The sequence below is a fragment of the Sulfitobacter sp. 1A15106 genome (genome assembly GCF_043556995.1).
Classification (GTDB): Bacteria; Pseudomonadota; Alphaproteobacteria; order Rhodobacterales; family Rhodobacteraceae; genus Sulfitobacter; species Sulfitobacter faviae.
Genome location: NZ_JBIFFM010000002.1, coordinates 361445 through 374520, shown reverse-complemented (window position 1 = coordinate 374520; position 13076 = coordinate 361445). Strand labels below are relative to the sequence as shown.

General features: G+C 64.0%; 12 protein-coding genes. 6 read left to right on the top strand and 6 right to left on the bottom strand.

Going from position 1 to position 13076, the window contains the following annotated elements; genetic code table 11:
• Window positions 1-22: 22 nt before the first annotated feature.
• The 4 genes from ACGYKA_RS04415 to ACGYKA_RS04400 all read right to left on the bottom strand — a co-directional run bounded on the left by ACGYKA_RS04415 (window position 23) and on the right by ACGYKA_RS04400 (window position 3930).
• Window positions 23-1621 (bottom strand): ATP-dependent DNA ligase, encoded by a 1599-nt coding sequence (locus tag ACGYKA_RS04415; RefSeq protein WP_394413988.1) that lies wholly within the window; start codon window positions 1619-1621, stop codon window positions 23-25.
• On the bottom strand, window positions 1618-2622 hold the full coding sequence (locus ACGYKA_RS04410; RefSeq protein ID WP_394413986.1) for a ligase-associated DNA damage response exonuclease: 1005 nt from the start codon (window positions 2620-2622) through the stop codon (window positions 1618-1620). Before ACGYKA_RS04410 ends, ACGYKA_RS04415 begins: the two co-directional genes overlap by 4 nt.
• Window positions 2623-2692: 70 nt before the next feature.
• Window positions 2693-3640, bottom strand: coding sequence for an alpha/beta fold hydrolase (locus ACGYKA_RS04405; protein WP_394413983.1), 948 nt, complete (start codon window positions 3638-3640; stop codon window positions 2693-2695).
• Complete coding sequence (locus ACGYKA_RS04400) at window positions 3640-3930, bottom strand: SCP2 sterol-binding domain-containing protein (RefSeq protein WP_394413980.1); 291 nt, start codon at window positions 3928-3930, stop codon at window positions 3640-3642. The genes ACGYKA_RS04405 and ACGYKA_RS04400 overlap by 1 nt, the downstream gene beginning before the upstream one ends.
• 74 nt (window positions 3931-4004) lie before the next feature.
• Here ACGYKA_RS04400 and ACGYKA_RS04395 point away from each other — a divergent pair, with 74 nt between their 5' ends.
• From ACGYKA_RS04395 to ACGYKA_RS04375, 5 genes are all read left to right on the top strand, one after another.
• A complete protein-coding gene (locus ACGYKA_RS04395) occupies window positions 4005-4562 on the top strand; it encodes a hypothetical protein (RefSeq protein WP_394413977.1) in 558 nt (185 codons plus the stop codon).
• A gap of 15 nt (window positions 4563-4577) precedes the next feature.
• Window positions 4578-7562 carry a helicase-related protein gene (locus ACGYKA_RS04390; protein ID WP_394438033.1) on the top strand — a complete coding sequence of 995 codons (2985 nt, stop codon included), beginning with the start codon at window positions 4578-4580 and terminating at the stop codon, window positions 7560-7562.
• The gene (locus ACGYKA_RS04385; protein ID WP_271689608.1) at window positions 7563-7946 is read left to right on the top strand and encodes an RNA-binding S4 domain-containing protein; all 384 of its coding nucleotides are present in this window, start codon (window positions 7563-7565) and stop codon (window positions 7944-7946) included.
• A 51-nt stretch (window positions 7947-7997) separates the two neighbouring features.
• Window positions 7998-8333, top strand: coding sequence for a ferredoxin FdxA (gene fdxA, locus ACGYKA_RS04380; protein WP_067262482.1), 336 nt, complete (start codon window positions 7998-8000; stop codon window positions 8331-8333).
• Between the two features lie 313 nt (window positions 8334-8646).
• Window positions 8647-9159 carry a CarD family transcriptional regulator gene (locus ACGYKA_RS04375; RefSeq protein WP_007120274.1) on the top strand — a complete coding sequence of 171 codons (513 nt, stop codon included), beginning with the start codon at window positions 8647-8649 and terminating at the stop codon, window positions 9157-9159.
• Between the two features lie 50 nt (window positions 9160-9209).
• Here ACGYKA_RS04375 and cobS read toward each other — a convergent pair whose 3' ends face one another.
• Complete coding sequence (gene cobS, locus ACGYKA_RS04370; protein WP_394413971.1) at window positions 9210-10016, bottom strand: adenosylcobinamide-GDP ribazoletransferase; 807 nt, start codon at window positions 10014-10016, stop codon at window positions 9210-9212.
• Between the two features lie 79 nt (window positions 10017-10095).
• Here cobS and cobT point away from each other — a divergent pair, with 79 nt between their 5' ends.
• Window positions 10096-11109: a nicotinate-nucleotide--dimethylbenzimidazole phosphoribosyltransferase gene (cobT, locus tag ACGYKA_RS04365; RefSeq protein ID WP_394413968.1), complete on the top strand. Its 1014-nt coding sequence runs from the start codon at window positions 10096-10098 to the stop codon at window positions 11107-11109.
• A 37-nt stretch (window positions 11110-11146) separates the two neighbouring features.
• Here the strand turns inward: cobT and ACGYKA_RS04360 are convergent, their stop codons facing one another.
• Window positions 11147-13060: a monovalent cation:proton antiporter-2 (CPA2) family protein gene (locus ACGYKA_RS04360; RefSeq protein WP_394413965.1), complete on the bottom strand. Its 1914-nt coding sequence runs from the start codon at window positions 13058-13060 to the stop codon at window positions 11147-11149.
• Window positions 13061-13076 lie beyond the last annotated feature (16 nt).

Sequence of the window (13076 nt, the reverse complement as noted above, 5' to 3'; positions counted from 1 at the left end):
CCTCCGGGCGGGCCGGAACAACCTATCCGTAGATGCGCAGCATTTCTTTCAGATCGTCGAGGGTGTTGGCCTCTTGCAGCGGCTTGTCCTTGCGCCACCGCAGCATGCGCGGAAACCGCAGGGCGACGCCGGACTTGTGGCGCGGGCTGGGCTGGATGCCCTCGAAGGCGATCTCGAAGACATGGTGCGGGGTGACCTGCCGCACGGGGCCGAAGCGCTGCTGCGTGTTGCGGCGCACCCAAGCGGTGATCTGGCGGAACTCGGCGTCGGTAAGGCCGGAATAGGCCTTGGTGAAGGGCACCAGATCGTTCCCGTTCCAGACCGCGAAGGTGAAATCGGTAAAGAGGTTCGCACGGCGGCCCGAGCCCGATTGCGCGTAGATCATCACCGCGTCGATGGTCAGCGGGTCGAGCTTCCATTTCCACCAATCGCCCTTCTTGCGGCCCGAAAGGTACGGGCTGTCGGCGCGTTTCAGCATCAGCCCTTCGGCCTGCGCCTCACGCGCGGTTTCGCGCAAGGTCGCGAGCTGGTCCCAGTCGGTGAACCGGTGCTGCGGCGAGAGGCGGACGGGCGCGTCCTCGGGCAGGCCGGCGGCGGCTTCTTCCAGTAGGGCGCGGCGTTCGGCGAAGGGGCGGTCGCGGATGTCCACGTCCTGCCATTCCAGCAGATCGTAGGCGTGCAGCACGACCGGCGCCTCCTTGAGCAGCTTTTTCGGCACGGTCTTGCGCCCGATGCGGGCTTGTAAAGCATTGAAGGAAGAAGGGAATTCGGCCCCCGGCTGCCAGACCAGCAACTCGCCATCCAGCACGGTGCCCGGCGGCAGGTGATCGGCGGCGCGGGCCAGTTCGGGGAAGCGGTCGGTCATCAGCTCCTCGCCGCGCGACCAGACGAAATAATCGCCGTCGCGCAGGATGAGCTGGCCGCGGATGCCGTCCCATTTCCATTCCGCGCGCCAATCGGCTGGATCGCCCAAACCCTCCGGCCCGTCCTCCAGCGCATAGGCGAGGTAGAAGGGGTAGGGGCGTGAGGCGTCGGCGCTGGCGTCCTCGGCCTCGATCAGACTGTGCCATGTGACATCGTCGGGGTGCCAATTGCCCATCAGCCGGTGCGCCATCTCCGCCTCGGGCCGCCCGGTGGCGCGCGAGAGCGCCCGGGTCATCAGCTTCTGGCTGATGCCGATGCGAAAGCCGCCGGTGATGAGCTTGTTGAAAAGAAACCTTTCGGTGCCGCCAAGCTGTTGCCACGCCGAGAGGACAAATTCCTTGCGCGCCGCGTCGTCGAGATCCTTCAGCCCGCGCAGAGCGTTGATCCAAGAGGTGAGCGTGCCGGTGTCGTCGCTCTCGACCGGTGGCAGGACCAGCGCGATGGTCTCGGCCAGATCGCCAACGATGGCGTAGCTGTCCTCGAAAAGCCAGAGCGGCACGCCGGATGCCTCGGAAGCCCATTCGCGCAGGCGGGTCGTGGTGACGGCACGTTTCGGGCGGCGGCCTGAGAAGAGCGCCACGGTCCAGAGCCGGTCGTCCTCGGCGGCCGTAGTGAAATATTCGGCCAGTGCGGCGACCTTCACCGTGGTCTTGGTGGTCTGGTCGACAGCGTTGAAAAGCGCGGCAAAATCCTTCATTCGCTGTCGCCCCCGTCGCCTTCGAACTGGGTGGGCACGACTTCGGCGTTCCAGCCCTGATCGTTCAGGTATCGCGTGAAGATATCCGTGTAACCATGTGTGACATATATGTTTTCCGCCCCGGTCTCGCGGATCGCCCAGAGCAGCCCATGCCAATCCGCATGGTCCGAGATGACAAAGCCCCGGTCCCCCGCCCGCCGCCTGCGCACCCCGCGCAGCGCCATCCAGCCCGAGGCGAAGGCGCTCTCCTGCGCGCCGAAGCGCCGCGCCCATTGGCTGCCAAGCGCGGAAGGCGGGGCCAGCACCAGCGCGCCGGGATGTTCCTTGGGGTTAAGCTCGGGCGTGACCAGCGTGGTCTCGGGTAGCGCGATGCCTTGGCCGCGCAGCACCTCGTTGGTGTTCTCCACCGCCGTATGGGTCAGGATCGGCCCGATCTCGGGGTCGAGCATCGACAGAAGCCGCTGTGCTTTGCCCAGTGAATAGGCCCCGAGGAAGGCGGTCTTGCCCGCCGCCTTGCAGCCCGCCCACCAGTCGTTGATCTGTGCGGCCACCTCGGCCTGTGGGGCCCATCGGAAGACCGGCAGGCCAAAGGTGCTCTCAGTAATGAAATGGTGGCAGCGGACCGGCTCGAAAGCCTCGGACATGCCATCGTCGATCACCTTGTAATCGCCCGAAGCGACCCAGACCTCCCCACCGACCTCGACCCTGATCTGCGCGCTGCCGGGCACATGGCCCGCGGGGTGGAAAGAGACCGTGGCCCCGCCGATCTGGCGCGTCTCGCCGTAAGCGATGCCCTCGATGGCGATCTCGCCCAACCGGTGGCGCATCACCGGGAGCGCGGCATAGGTGGCCAGATAGCTGCCCATCCCGTCGCGGGCATGGTCGGCGTGGCCGTGGGTGATCAGCGCCCGGCCGACGGGGCGCCAGGGGTCGATGTAGAAGTCACCGGCGGCGCAGTAGATGCCGTTTTCGGTGAAGCTGAGGACGGGTTCGCGTGTCATCCCAAGCAATCTAGGCGGCGCAGGCCGATTGCACAGGAAAATGACGCGGGCGCGGGGGTAAGGCGAGGGGTTAACCGGTGATATTGCCCAGATAGAGCTTTTCCAGCCCGTCGAAGATCGGCTTGCGCAACTCGGGCCTCTCCAACAACACCTCATGCTCGCCGCCCGGTACGATCTCAAGCCGCCCGCCTTTCCACTGCGCCATGCGCTTGTGGACGCGGTCGGTGGCGACGATGCGTTCGTTGCTGCCAAGGTAGGTGACGCAGGGAATGTTGGGCGCCGAGCGTCCGGCGAGGTGTTTCGTCTCGGCCAGTGCCTCGCGCAGCCAGACGAAGCTGGGGCCGCCGAGGCTCAGCTCCGGGTGGGCGGCCAGTTGATCGCGCATCATGTCGTACATCTGCGGATCGGTGGTCAGCAGGTTGTCCTCGAAAGGGGCGATGGCGGGATAGGCTTCGATCTTGGTGCCCGGGGGCAGGCGGTGGCCCTGTCCGACCCGGGGCATGAACTGGGCCAAGGACCATGCCAGCGCGCGCAGATGCGGGACGACATAGATGCCCCACATCGGGCCGGTGAAAGCGACGGCCTGCACCGGCAGCCCTTCCATCACGGCACGCAGGCCGATGCAGCCGCCCATGGAATGGGCCAGCAGGAAATAGGGGCGCGGCAGGTTCAGGCTGCGCGCGGCGCGCAGCATGGCGGCGACGTCTTTCTGATAGTCGCTGAAAACATCCACATGGCCGACGCGCGCGTCGGGCAAAAGCCGGTCCGACAGTCCCTGACCGCGCCAGTCGATCGCCAGGGTGGCAAGACCGCGCCGCGCGAAATCGGCGGCGCAAAGCCCGTATTTTTCGATATATTCGGTCCGCCCCGGGAAGAGCAGCACCGTGCCCCGCGCGCCTGCGCAGGGCCAATGACCCAGCCTGATCCGCTTGCCATCCGATGTCTCGGCCCAATGGGCTTGGCCCCCATCGGGGCCGGGGGCGATATCGGTGTAAAGCGGGGCCGGGTCCAGATGCATCAGCCGAGAACAGCGGCGAGCTTCATCGCCATGCCCATGTCGCCGTCGATCTTGAGCTTGCCGGTCATGAATGCGGATGTGGGGTTGGTGTCGCCTTGGAGGATGGACTGGAAGGTTTCGGCATCCGCGCTCAGCGTCACGTCGGCTTCTTCGTCCGCCGCGCGGGCGCCGTTTTCGTCCATCATCACGGTGCCTTCACCTTCGATGTCGAACTTGGCCGTGCCGTCAAAATCGCTGCCGGCCAGCTTTTCGTTCAGCACCACTACCGCTTCGTTCACAATATCGCTCATCGCTCGCCCTTTTTTGGCATTTGGCCCCGCTACGTCTGGAATTGCGGCGGCAGCCTGTTACATTCAGTTTTGTTATGCGCATCATACCCGTCAACCTCAAACATACCGTTGCGGCAGTTGGTAGCTTTGTGTTGCTTGCGGGCATGGCTGTGGCCGAGAAGGCCCCGCCCGAGCTGATGCAAAAGCTGCGCGAGGCCCCAGCGGCGGAGGCCCCCAGAATCGCCCATGAGATCGAGGCGCATTGGCAGCGCTCCGGTTCGGCTGCGATGGATTTGCTGCTGTCGCGGGGGCGGGAGGCAATGGCGGATGGCGATGCACGTTTGGCGATCGAGCATTTGACCGCGCTGACCGATCACGCCCCCGGTTTCGCCGAAGGGTTTCATGCCCGGGCGCAGGCCTATTACGGGGCCGATCTCTATGGCCCCGCGTTGGATGATCTGGAGCGGACGCTGGCGCTGAACCCCGACAACTACAACGCGATCTTCGGCCTTGCCGTGATGATACAGGAGTTCGGAGATCTGGGCCGCGCGGCCGCACTTTACCGCAAGACGCTCGCCCTCAACCCGCATCACGAAGACGCCCGCGTGGCCCTTGAGGGGCTGCGCCGGGACGGCATCGGGCGCGAGCTTTAATTCAAGGATAGACAGGTGGCAGGCAACAAGCGCGTCGTGGCCGTTCTCGGCCCGACAAATACCGGCAAGACGACCTATGCAATCGAACGGATGCTGGCCCATCGGACCGGGGTGATCGGCCTGCCGCTGCGGCTCTTGGCGCGTGAGGTCTATGACCGGATCGTCAAGGCGCGCGGCCCCTCGGTGGTGGCGCTGGTCACGGGCGAAGAGCGGATCGTGCCGCCGCGCACGCAGTATTGGGTGTGCACTGTCGAGGCGATGCCGCAGGAGATGGGCGCGGATTTCGTGGCCATCGACGAGATCCAGCTTTGCGCCGATCCCGAGCGCGGCCATGTCTTTACCGACCGTCTGCTGCGCGCGCGGGGCCTGCGTGAGACGCTGTTCATGGGGGCCGACACCATGCGCGGCACTATCGCGGCGCTGGTTCCGGGGGTCGATTTCATGCGCCGCGACCGGATGAGCGAATTGATCTATGTAGGTCAGAAAAAGATAAGCAGAATGAAGCCGCGCAGCGCAATCGTCGGGTTTTCGGTTGAGAATGTATATGCCATCGCCGAGCTGATCCGCCGCCAAAAGGGCGGTGCGGCGGTGGTTATGGGCGCACTCTCTCCGCGCACGCGCAATGCGCAGGTGGCGATGTATCAGAACGGAGAGGTCGATTACCTCGTCGCCACCGATGCCATCGGCATGGGGTTGAACCTTGACGTCGATCATGTGGCCTTCTCGGCGCTCAGTAAGTTTGACGGGCGGCGGATGCGGCCCTTGGCCCCGAATGAACTGGCACAGATCGCTGGCCGGGCAGGGCGCGGGTTCAAATCCGGGACTTTTGGCACCACCGGGGACGCGCCTGCGCTGGACGAACACGTTGCCCGCGCGATTATGGATCACAACTTTACCCCGCAGAACAAGATCAACTGGCGCAACCACGCTTTGCAATTCGGCAGCATTGACCGCCTGATCAAGACCTTGGAAATGCCGCCCGAAGATGAGCGGCTGGTCAGGGCGCGGGAATCCGACGATCTGCGCGCGCTCAAGGCGCTGGCGCAGGTGGATGAGGTTTTTGCCCGGGCCACGGATGGCGCTTCGGTGCGGCTGCTTTGGGATGTGTGCCGGATTCCCGATTTCCGCGGCATCAGCCATGCGGAACATGCGGGGCTCTTGGAGACCATTTTCAACGATCTGCACCAGCGCGGATATATCCCCGATGATTGGCTCGCACGACAAATCAAACGAATTGATCGAACCGATGGCGACATTGATGCGTTGTCCAAACGACTCGCGTTTATTCGCACATGGACCTACGTTGCGCAGCGCAAGGGCTGGACAAAGGACGAAAGCCATTGGCGCGACACGACGCGTGTCGTAGAAGACCGCTTGTCGGACGCTCTGCACGAGCGTTTGACGCAAAGATTTGTAGATCGGCGCACAAGTGTATTGCTGCGCCGGCTTGGACAGAAGGAAGCCATGGTGGCCGATGTAAACGAGACCGGTGAAGTCACCGTTGAAGGTGAATTTGTAGGCAAGCTGGACGGGTTCCGCTTTCGGGTGGACAAGGGCGCGGGTGCGGCTGAAGACAAAACGGTGAAAACCGCCGCATTGCAGGCCTTGGCTCCGCAGTTCCATCTGCGCGCTGACCGGTTCTACAACGCCCCAGACACCGAGATTGATTTCACCGAACAGGGCGGCCTCATGTGGGGCAGCGCTGCGGTGGGCAAACTGACCGCTGGCAGCGACGCGCTGAAGCCGCAAGTCGAAGTCTTTGTCGACGATATCGCCGGGCCTGAAGTAGCCGAGAAGGTGAAACGCCGCCTCCAGCACTTCATCGACCGCAAGGTCGCGGCCCTGTTCGAGCCGCTGCTGGGGCTGAGCAAGGATGACACGCTGACCGGTCTGGCCCGCGGCTTTGCTTTCCAACTGGTTGAGAATTTCGGCATTCTGCCCCGCGCCCAAGTGGCCGAGGATGTGAAGGCGCTGGATCAAGACGCTCGCGGTGCGCTGCGCAAACATGGCATCCGGTTCGGCCAGTTCACCATCTTCATGCCGCTGATGCTCAAACCCGCGCCGACGCGGTTGCGCTTGGTGCTTTGGTCGCTGGCCAGAGGGCTGAACGAATTCCCTGAATCCCCCCCTCCCGGTCTGGTGACCATTCCGGTCGAAGCCGAAGCGCCCGCCGGGGCCGATACCATGTCGGGCTACCGCAACGCCGGCAAACGCGCGATCCGCATCGACATGCTGGAACGTCTCGCCGATATGCTGCGGGCCGAAGATTCGCGCGGCGGGTTTGAGGCAAAGCCGGACATGCTGTCGATCACCGGCATGACGCTTGAGCAATTCGCCGACCTGATGGAAGGTCTGGGCTATAAGGCCGAGAAGGATGAGCGGACTACGGTGAAACCCGTCGATGTAGTGATGCCCAAAGACGGCAGCCATGACGCGATGGACCCTTCCGCCGATACCGTGGTGCCCGAGAAACTCGACAGCGATCTGCCCGGTGACGACGCAGCCGACAACCCGATCATGGATGTCGCCGCCGAGGAACCTGCAGGCGGTATCATCGAAACCCCTTCGGATGAGACAAACCCCGATGACCGCCCTGCGGATGTGGCGCAGATACCCGACGATGGCATCGCCCCCATGGCCGATGTGGCCGCCGAAGAGCCTGAGGTCGACACCAACATCCCCGAAGTGCCAGCGGAAGAAATTCCGCAGGGCACTGCGCCCGATGCCGATGTCGCCGGGCCGGAGATGGAGACCTATTATATCTTCACATGGGCCCGCAGCCCGCGTGGCAATGGCGGTGGCAACCGTCGCGGCGGGGATCGCAACCAAGGGCAGGGCAAGCCGCGTGGCAAACCTGCCAAGGGCAAGGGGCGCAAGCCCGACGGGGACAAAGGCGGCAAGTCGCAGAACTTCTCTGCCCGTCCCCCGCGCAAGGAAAAGCAGATCGACCCTGATAACCCCTTTGCCGCCGCGCTGATGGGGCTGAAGGACGACAAGTAAGTGGAGGCGGGCGCGAAACTGCGGCTGGACAAATGGCTGTGGCACGCCCGCTTTTTCAAAACCCGTTCGCTCGCTGCCGCGCAGGTGGCGGGCGGCGCGGTTCGGATCAACGGCACGCCGACGCAGAAACGCGCCAGCAGTGTCGGCCCCGGCGATGTGCTGACCTTTTCGCAAGGTGACCATGTGCGGGTGATCCGCATCGAGGCGATCGGCCATCGCCGGGGCCCGGCCCCCGAAGCGCAGACGCTCTACACCGATCTGTCCCCGCCACAGCCCAAATCAAAGGACAGACAGCCCGAAAATCCCGGTTTTGAGGGAAAGGGCCGCCCGACCAAGCGCGACCGCAGGCAGCTTGATCTTTCTAAGGCGCGCCACCTTGAATGATCCCGCGCCCCGGTTTAGCTAGTCCCTCACATATCCAGCCAGAGTTTCCGCATGACCTATATCGTGAATGACGCCTGCATCGCTTGCAAATACACCGACTGTGTCGAAGTCTGCCCGGTGGACTGCTTCTATGAAGGCGAGAACATGCTGGTGATCCACCCCGATGAATGCATCGATTGCGGCGTTTGCGAGCCCGAGTGCCCCGCCGATGCGATCCGCCCGGACACCGAGCCGGATATGGAAAAATGGGTGGAGTTCAACCGCAAGTATTCCGAACTTTGGCCCGTCATTATCACCAAGAAAGACCCGCTGCCTGAAGCGGAAGAGATGGATGGCAAAGAGGGCAAGATGGAGCTCTTCTCGGAAAAACCGGGCGAGGGCGGCTAAGGCACGGCGATTCGCGTCCTGTGACGTCTCTGTGACCTCAACTTTGCGTGTTAACCCGCTGAATTGACCGGGAAACCGCCGAGGCTGGCTTGGGGGCGCTTCCGAAAGGCGTGATTCTGTGCTATAGTGTCTTCAAGCTGTAACACACGAGCCTGATAATGTTTCGACCCTGCTGCCAAGGTTGACCTCACATTTCTAACTCAAACGCACCCGAACGCAGACCACTCAGGCTGCGCTTCGCATGCGTTTTACGTGCTGTTCAGGTGTCTGAGTTAATGGCGGGGCTTCCCCCGCGCGCCAAGGAGCGATCTATATGACCAAATCGAAAAAGCTTGATTTCCGCCCTAATGAATTCGTCGTCTACCCTGCGCATGGCGTCGGGCAGATCGTCTCGATTGAGGAGCAGGAAGTTGCCGGCATCGCGCTGGAGCTCTTCGTAATTTCCTTTGAAAAAGACAAGATGACCCTGCGGGTGCCGACCCATAAGGCGACCGAAATCGGCATGCGCGCCCTGTCGACACCCGATGTGATCAACCATGCGATGAAAACGCTCAAGGGCAAGGCCAAGGTCAAGCGCGCCATGTGGTCCCGCCGCGCGCAGGAGTATGAGCAAAAGATCAACTCCGGCGATCTTATCGCCATTGCCGAGGTCGTGCGCGATCTGCACCGCACCGACGACCAGCGCGAGCAGAGCTATTCCGAGCGTCAGCTTTATGAAGCAGCGCTTGAGCGACTGACCCGTGAAGTGGCCGCTGTGTCGGGCGGCGATGAACTCGCCGCCGCAAAACAGGTCGGCGACGTGCTGGAAAGCCGTGTGGCCGCTTAAGCGGTGCACAATTTAAGATAAGGCCGCGTCCCTTCCGGGGGCGCGGTTTTTTATGGAATGGCCTGCCAGCCGTAGGCCATCATCTGGCAACCGGTCAGCAGGGCGATTTCGGTTACCTGTTGGGTCGCGCCCAAGACATCGCCGGTCTGCCCTCCGATCTTGTGTTTGGCGATCTGGCGGACCACCAGCGCCGCAAGCAGCGCCAAAAGCGCCAAGCGCCATGCGGAATAATCCGGCGCCAGAACGATCACGACCACGCCGATCAGCACCGCCACCGCCGTCGCCAATTCCCCGGGGCGGCCCGTGCGGTCAGACAGCCCATCGCGGCGGGCGGTGGGCAGGCTGTCCATCACCCAGACCATTGCCGCCCGCGATCCGCAGGAGGCGACGACCAGCGCCCAGATCAGCGCCTCATCCGTGATCAATTCGCTGATGAGATACCAACGCAGCAAAAGCGACAGCACCAGCGCCACGACGCCATAGGTGCCGATCACGCTGTCTTTCATGATTTTCAGGCGCTTTTCGCGGGTCCAGCCGCCCCAGAATCCATCGGCGCAATCGGCAAGGCCATCCTCATGCATCGCCCCGCTTAGCATCACCAGCGTCAGCAGCACGAAGGCGGCCACCAGCGGCGGCGTCGCGCCCAGGCGCGTCAGCGCCACACCGACGGTCCCGGCAATCAACGCCAACACGATCCCCACCAGCGGATAGGCCCAAGCGCTGCGGGCCGGGGGGCGGTGCGCCTCGGTCGGGAAATGGAAATGCGGCAGGGGCAGGCGGGTCAGCAGGGCAAAGGCCACGGCGATGTCGCGGGGCCGGAAGACCTGCCTCAGGGCGGTGATGTCGGGAATGGCCATTATTTCGCCCCTTCGGCACTTTCAGCCCCGACAGGCTAAGGCTAGAAACGGTTAAATATCAATCCGCAAAGGGCCGCATATGAACACGTCTTTCGCCAGTCTTACCGAATTTCGCAGCCTGCTGCGTGCGATGCCCGCCTGCGACGACGCGGCGATGGCAGAGGCGCGGGCCCATGACGCCATGCTGACCAAACCCCCCGGCGCGCTTGGCCGGTTGGAGGATCTCGCGGTCTGGTATCGGGGCTGGCGCGGCGGGGCGCGGGCCGAGATCGCCGCGCCCCAGATCATCGTGTTTGCAGGCAATCACGGGGTCGCCGCGCGGGGCGTCTCGGCCTTCCCGGCAGAGGTGACGGCGCAGATGGTGTCGAACTTCGAACAGGGCGGGGCGGCGATCAATCAGATCGCACGGGTCAATGGCGCGAGCCTCGACGTGGTGCCGCTGTCCTTGGACAGGCCCACCCAAGATTTCACGGTCGCGCCCGCGATGGCGGAAGACGAATTCGTCGAGGCGCTGCGGGCGGGCTGGGAGGCGGTGAATCCCGAGGCCGATCTGCTTGTCGTGGGTGAGATGGGCATCGCCAACACCACCTCGGCGGCGGCACTTGCCACGGCGCTTCTGGGCGGCGGGGCGGAGTTCTGGACCGGACGCGGCACCGGGGTGGATGACGCGGGCCTGTCGCTGAAGACCGAGGTCGTGGCCGAGGGTGTCGCCCTGCATGCGGACAAGGGCGATGGGCTAGAGCAGCTGCGCCGCCTCGGGGGGCGGGAATTAGCCGCGATGGCCGGAGCTTTGGCGCGGGCGCGGGCCTTGCGCATCCCGGTGATCCTCGACGGTTTCATCTGCTGTGCCGCCGCGCTCAGCCTCGCGCGGACGGCACCCGGCGCGCTGGATCACTGCGTCGCGGGGCATCTCAGCGCGGAAAGCGGTCACCGGCGGCTCTTGGGCGCGTTGGACAAGGAGCCGCTGCTGGAGTTGAGCCTGCGTCTGGGGGAGGGTTCTGGCGCGGGCTTGGCGATTGGCATCCTCAAGACCGCGCTCGCCTGTCACGCGGGCATGGCCACCTTTGCCGAAGCGGGCGTCAGCGACGCATAGGACGGTGCGGGTGGCCCCCCGAAAGGGGCTGCCCGGCTCAGGCGCTTTCCTTGCCCTTGTCATCGCCAAGGTTGAGGAAAGCCGTTTCCAGATCTTTCTGCAATTCCTTCGCGCGGGCGACATAGGCGGCGTTCTGCGAAGGCGGCACATCAGGCCGCCAAAGCGCCGCCAATTCCCGGACCGAGACCCGGTCATGGGCGTAGAAAAGCTTTTGCGCCTCATTCGCCTCGAAATCCGAAAGCCCCATGTTTTCCAACACATAGCGCCCGGCCCGAAGCGAGCTGTCGAACATCTCGCGCACGATGTCATTCGACCCGGCCTGATAGTGGCGGTAGACCTCCTCGCGGTCGCGCGCGCGGCTGACGATATGCAGGTTCGGGTTCTCTTTGCGCGCGTAGGAGATGAGAGAGACCGCGGATTTCGGATCATCGAGGGCCACCACCAAGACGCTGGCCTCTTGCAGCCCCGCCTTGCGCAGGATGTCGGGCCGCGTGGGATCGCCTAGAAACCCTTTGAAGCCAAAGCGCCGCATGACAGCAATGGTCTCGGGGTTGTGGTCCAGCACGACGGTTTGAAAACCGCTGGCTTGGACCATCCGGTTCACCATCTGACCAAAGCGCCCGACGCCCGCGATGATCACCGGGCCGCTGCTGTCGATCTCATCGGCGATGACGGGGCCGCCGTCGTCAAGGCGTCGGCTGATCAGGTCGTGCAGGATGAAAAGCAGCGGCGTGATCAGCATGGTTAGGGCCACGACCAGCAAAAGCGTCTCGCCAATCGGGTCGGGCATGACGCCGGTGGCGAGGGAAAAGCTGACCAGCACAAAGCCAAATTCGCCCGCCTGCGCCAGCGCCAGCGTGAAAAGCCAACCGTCGCGGCCTTTGAGGCGGAAGAGGCGGCCCAGTACCATCAGGATCAGCGCTTTGACGATGATGACCAACAGCGCCATGCAGATCAGGATGAGCGGTTTTTCGAACAGCAGGACAAAGTTGATACCCGCCCCCACGGTGATGAAAAACAGCCCCAAAAGCAGCCCCTTGAAGGGTTCGAGGTCGGTCTCCAACTCATGGCGGAACTCGCTGCTGGCCAGCACCACGCCCGCCAGAAAGGCGCCGAGTGCGGGCGACAGGCCGACCACGGTCATCAGCGAGGAAATCCCCACCACGATCAGCAGCGCCAGCGCGGTATACATCTCGCGCAGCTTGGCGAGGTGGATGTAGCGGAACACCGGGCGGGTCAGATAGATGCCCACGAGGATGATCGCGGCCACGGCCCCGATGGTGACCAGCGTAACGCCCCAGCCCGGCAGGCTTTGCACGAAGGTCTGCGCGGCATGGGCGACCTCTCCGGCGTGGCTGCCCTCGGCCCCGTGATGGGCATTCTCCACCGCCTGCGGGTCGAGCGAGATGGACCCATCGGGCAAAAGCCCGCCCGGAATGCCCGTGGCCAGCAGCGGCAGGAAGGCGAGAATGGGGATCACCGCGATATCCTGCGTCAGCAGGACAGAGAAAACGGAGCGCCCCCCTTGGGTCCGCATCAGCCCTTTTTCCGATAGGGTTTGCAACACGATGGCCGTCGAAGACAGCGCCAGCGTCAACCCGATTGCCAGCGCCACGCGCCACGGCTGGTCGTAAGCCATGGCGATGGCCATGAGCGCCGCGGTCGACAGCAGCACCTGCAAGCCGCCCAAGCCCAGCAGACGGTGGCGCATGTCCCAGAGCGCGCGCGGTTCCAACTCCAGACCGATCAGGAAGAGCATCATCACAACGCCGAATTCCGCGAAATGCTGCACGTCTTTCGTCTCGGACCCGACGAGGCCCAGCACCGGCCCGATCAGAATACCCGCCGCCAGATAGCCCAGCACCGACCCCAGCCCCAATCGCGCGGCGATGGGCACGGCAATCACCGCGGCGGCCAGATAGACGGAGGCTTGGAACAGGAAACCTTCCATTGCGGTCCTCTTTCAG

Coding starts and splice junctions, on each gene's coding strand:
- ACGYKA_RS04415 (WP_394413988.1), bottom strand. CDS start 1,621: ATGAAGGATTTTGCCGCGCTTTTCAACGCTGTCGACCAGACCACCAAG.
- ACGYKA_RS04410 (WP_394413986.1), bottom strand. CDS start 2,622: ATGACACGCGAACCCGTCCTCAGCTTCACCGAAAACGGCATCTACTGC.
- ACGYKA_RS04405 (WP_394413983.1), bottom strand. CDS start 3,640: ATGCATCTGGACCCGGCCCCGCTTTACACCGATATCGCCCCCGGCCCC.
- ACGYKA_RS04400 (WP_394413980.1), bottom strand. CDS start 3,930: ATGAGCGATATTGTGAACGAAGCGGTAGTGGTGCTGAACGAAAAGCTG.
- ACGYKA_RS04395 (WP_394413977.1), top strand. CDS start 4,005: ATGCGCATCATACCCGTCAACCTCAAACATACCGTTGCGGCAGTTGGT.
- fdxA (WP_067262482.1), top strand. CDS start 7,998: ATGACCTATATCGTGAATGACGCCTGCATCGCTTGCAAATACACCGAC.
- ACGYKA_RS04375 (WP_007120274.1), top strand. CDS start 8,647: ATGACCAAATCGAAAAAGCTTGATTTCCGCCCTAATGAATTCGTCGTC.
- cobS (WP_394413971.1), bottom strand. CDS start 10,016: ATGGCCATTCCCGACATCACCGCCCTGAGGCAGGTCTTCCGGCCCCGC.
- cobT (WP_394413968.1), top strand. CDS start 10,096: ATGAACACGTCTTTCGCCAGTCTTACCGAATTTCGCAGCCTGCTGCGT.
- ACGYKA_RS04360 (WP_394413965.1), bottom strand. CDS start 13,060: ATGGAAGGTTTCCTGTTCCAAGCCTCCGTCTATCTGGCCGCCGCGGTG.